The organism is uncultured Campylobacter sp., from assembly GCF_937980635.1.
GTDB lineage: Bacteria > Campylobacterota > Campylobacteria > Campylobacterales > Campylobacteraceae > Campylobacter_B.
Window position 1 is genome coordinate 1 of the sequence record NZ_CALJPG010000007.1, and the last position, 4341, is coordinate 4341.

The following is a 4341-nucleotide window of genomic DNA, read 5'->3' on the forward strand; positions in this document are numbered from 1 at the left end:
TTATGGCTGTCGTTATAGTCTTTTTTGCCGTTATTAAGCAGGTGACCGTTGCTTTGGATATTTTTAAGAATATGGACTAAATATGTATAAGCTTGATATATCTTTGGAGCAATATAACTTTTTAATGGGCTTAAGTGGCATTCTGTGTGCTTTTTTGCTTTGTTTATTCGTTTTTTTAGTTTTGAGTAAGCTTTAATTTACGTTTAAAGTTTTCTCAAATTTAAAGATTAACGCGCGTCCTTTTTATTTAGCTCGCTAAATAAAAAGAGTGGCGCAATGCGTTAATCCCACGCCTCCAAGGCGTGTGTCGCGAAGCGTAGAAAGGAAGGGTTATGCAAATAGGCGTTTTTACCGTAACGGGCGTTTTGTCGTTTGATTATTTTTTCTCAATCATAGTGTGGTTTTTGCTTATATGCTTGCCTATATGCGCTGGGCTTATACTTTTTTCTAGGAAGTTCTTATAAGGTGGGATTATGCTTAATAAATTTAAATTTATCCCCCTAATCCTGATATTTGTGTCCTCTCTTTTTTCTCTCGAGATATATTCGACTGTTCCTTACGACTATCGTTTAAGAATTACTGGCGCTGGTGATATGTGGCTTTATAATGGCATAGTTCGAGATGTTGTTCATTATTGTCAATATACTCAAGTTGAAAATAACCCTTATTATGTTACTAGATTTAATGAAACTTCGTTCAAGGAAAAATCTTTTTATAGCTATAAAGATCCGCACACTGTAGGTTTTATAGCTTATAACGCTGGATTAATAGATCCAGGTTCTCTTTATAGGTTTATGGGTTACGATAAAAAGCCTTGTTCTGCTGGTTCATCTGAAACTTGTAATTTTCTTAAGTATGAAACTTACGATCATGCTAATATTCCTGGCACTGCTTCTGTAAATTGTGTTAGTTGCGATACTTCAAAAGGCGAATATTTTGATTCCACTACTGGTTTGTGCGTAAATAAATGCGAGGATATCACTAATCAAAATGATCGCTTGGATTGTATGTGTAAGCGCGCTGGTAAGATTGGTTATAATGGAAGTTTTTCTACTATGGATATTGGTGGCGATGGTTCGATGGTTTGTTCATATGGTTGCAAATCTACAAAAGACGATCCGGAAGCTAGACCTAATGGCGATGGCACCATGTTCAATGTTAGTTATGATATAAAGGACACTGATCCTAATGCTAATGGTGTCTGCTTCACCGATGATATTTATGCTCCTAATGCTACGCCTGGTCCGAGTCCTAAACCGGATGATCCGGGTAATAATAATAGCACAAAACCGGGTGGCGATACTCCTAAGCCTGATAAACCTGATAAGCCCGATACCAATAACACAAAGCCCGATAAACCTAATCAAGGTGGTGGAGGACATCCGGGCGGCGGTAGCAACCCAGGCAATAATAATGGCACGAAGCCAGGTAATGACAATGGCACTAAGCCGGGTAAGGATGACAATCAGGGTAAATTTGACCCTAAAGATTTTGATGATGGCGGTTTAGATAAAGCTCGCGATGGTTTATATGATAGTATTAAAAATCACTTGGAAAACGGCATATCAAAATTTGACGGCGTTAGAGATGGTATAGATCAGTTTATCAGTAATGTCAAGGGCAAGGGATTTGCAAAAGTTAAGTCTGATATTAAGCGTTCTTGCCCTATTAAAAAAGAAATTCAGCTTCCTGATGGTAAAGCTAGGGAGCTGGTAGTTGATTATTGTGATGCCGTCGCTCCTGCTTCTGAAGTTTCATATTATGTTTTTTACGTTTTTTTCATCGTCGGTATTTTTTTGCTTTTATTAAAGTTATTTGTAGTCTTGATTTAAGGATAGGTTATGCCAGCTTTTATAGTGTCTGCTTTAGCTTGGGTTTTTAGAAAATTTTCTTTAGGCGAGCTCGCAGGTTTCGTTCTTAAAAAGGTTGTTTTTAGCAAGCTTGTTTTAATAGAAGCTGCAATGTTTATTTTGATGCTCATATATTTTGGTGCATTGCTTGCTATGGCTGTATTTTTGTTCGATCAATTAGGCGATATCTATGGTTTTATCAAAAATCTTACTAATCCTAGCACTTCTAAGAATGAGGTTACTTCTGTTGCTTTGTCTGTGTTATCAACTCTCGGTGTTTTTAAAGCTTTTTGGGACGTTTTTAATTTTTATGCTCCATTTTTAATATCGTTATTTTTGATAATAGGTGCAAAAATGGGTATGAAGCTACTTGAAAAACTTAGAAAAACGATAAACGAGCTTACTTATTACATTACTTGAGGCTTCTAAATGATAACCTACATCGTCGGCAATCCCGGTAGCGGTAAAACATATTACGCAGTTTTTAAAATTCATCAGCTTTTTATTTTCAAGCCAAAAGATACTTTTCTATCAAAGGTTATTAAGCCAGAGAAGCAGAAAGAATATTTATATTGCTATACCAATATCAACGGCTTTAAATTTGAGCTAGACGATAAATTTATAAAATTCGACTATGAAAAGTTTTACTCCGATCTTGAAGTCCTATATCTGCTTTATATGGATAAAGTAGGCGATGACGTTCTAAATGAAAAAGCCAGAGAGCTAAATTTACACAATGTCTTAATAATCCTCGATGAAGCTCACAATTTCTTAAAAGCCAAAGAGGATAATATTTTAGTTTGGTGGCTTACCTATCATCGCCATTTATACCAAGATATTATGCTTATTACACAGGATTTATCGCTTATAAGCAATGAGTATAAACGTATAGCCGAGCATTTTGTAAAAGCCGTGGATAGCTCCAAGCGCCTGTTCAAAAATAAATTTAGATATATGCTTTACGGCTCTTACAAGATGTATCAAAAAGACGTCATGCAAAAATTTCATGTTCCGTATTTGAAAGAGGTTTTTAATCTCTATCATTCAGGACAAAACGCTTCTCAAAAATCTTTTGTCCGTAAATTTCTTTATGTATCGTTATTTTTGTTTATCACGCTATCTATATACTTTTATTTTTTCGTGAAAAGCTTTAATTCCGATGAATCCGCCGATTCCTCTGCCTCCGCTCCCGACACCCAATCCAATCAACCTATTGAAACCGTAAGCGGTAACAGCACTAAAGCTTTATTCAACGCTTCCGTTCCAAATCCTAATGAGCCTCCTATCGGCTACATATACCAAATTTACTGCTTCTACGATCGTTGTTCCATTCAAAACGGCTCTTACGATCATTTCGACCAAAGGTATCTAAATTTTATCTTTCTGCGTTCCCCGCCTAAATTTAACGTTCGCTCATTCAAAGGGAAAGGTATTACGTATTTTTTTGTTGGCTTTGATAAGCCCGTTTTCGATAACTTAAAAAAGGAAGAGTTAAATGAAAAAAGTTCTTTTTCTAGTGCTATTTATTCTAAGTAGCGCTTTGTCTGAAGAAATTAAGCTAAATTTGCTTGATTTCGCCAATGTTGCTAGCCATAATTCAAAAATCGATATTCTAATCAGCGATGAGATAGATCCGAATAGTTTTTATTTCTATACTGCTAAGAATTCTGATGTAACGATAAAGCATTTTCGCAAAGCTATAGAAAGTAAAGGCTTAAAGCTCATTTTAACCGATGGCTTTTACTATGTCTTTAAGAAGAATAGAGATTACGGAGACGCTAACGGAAGCATTAGCGCCGAGCGTAGGCTAAGATATCTCACGCTTGCCAATAACTCCTATGACGATGCAGACAAGATAGTAAGCAAGATGACCGATCAAAACTCAAGCTATATTCGCTCTACAAACTCCGTCGTATTCAAAGCAAGCGATGACGAATATAGCGATATTATCGATTTCGTGCAAAGAAGTGACAAAAAGCTCGAACAGGTAAATTTCAAGCTTACCATACTTGAGACCAATACGAATGATTATAAGGATATAGGCTCGCACCTAAATTCTTTAGGTGACGTAATAACGCGCTCCGATCTAAACTATTTCATAAATCTTATCACTATGCCTTATAGTGCTGAGACAAACGTAGTAACTACAAAAAAACGTGGCTTTTACGGCGTTCTTAGCTTGCTTCAGCAAAACGGCGTAACTACCATAAAGCAAAGTCCGTTTCTGGTTGCCAAAAGCGGCGCCGAGGTATATTTTTCATCTGTAGAAAATGTGCCATACCTCACAAATACCAGCACCTACACTCAAAACGGCACCGCCACTCAGAACAGCTACGAATACAAAGACGTAGGCTTAAAAATCAAAATTCGCCCGATTGTGCTTCAAAACTCAAACGTCGATTTTAGCCTTGATTTAGTCGTGGAAGATCTGCTCGATACGCAAAACACCCTTACTCCGCGCACGAGTAAAAAGGAGCTTAAGTCGAACTAT

General features: G+C 36.7%; 4 protein-coding genes. All 4 read left to right on the forward strand.

The window, feature by feature from the left end; translation table 11 throughout:
* Positions 1 to 473 precede the first annotated feature (473 nt).
* Positions 474 to 1832, forward strand: a complete 1359-nt coding sequence (locus Q0460_RS00785) for a hypothetical protein (RefSeq protein ID WP_299083650.1) — start codon at positions 474 to 476, stop codon at positions 1830 to 1832.
* A 9-nt stretch (positions 1833 to 1841) separates the two neighbouring features.
* Positions 1842 to 2270 (forward strand): hypothetical protein, encoded by a 429-nt coding sequence (locus Q0460_RS00790; protein ID WP_299083652.1) that lies wholly within the window; start codon positions 1842 to 1844, stop codon positions 2268 to 2270.
* A gap of 9 nt (positions 2271 to 2279) precedes the next feature.
* Complete coding sequence (locus Q0460_RS00795) at positions 2280 to 3386, forward strand: zonular occludens toxin domain-containing protein (protein ID WP_299083655.1); 1107 nt, start codon at positions 2280 to 2282, stop codon at positions 3384 to 3386.
* On the forward strand, positions 3346 to 4341 hold a 996-nt coding region (locus Q0460_RS00800; RefSeq protein WP_299083658.1), incomplete at its 3' end, for a type II and III secretion system protein. The genes Q0460_RS00795 and Q0460_RS00800, both read left to right, overlap by 41 nt.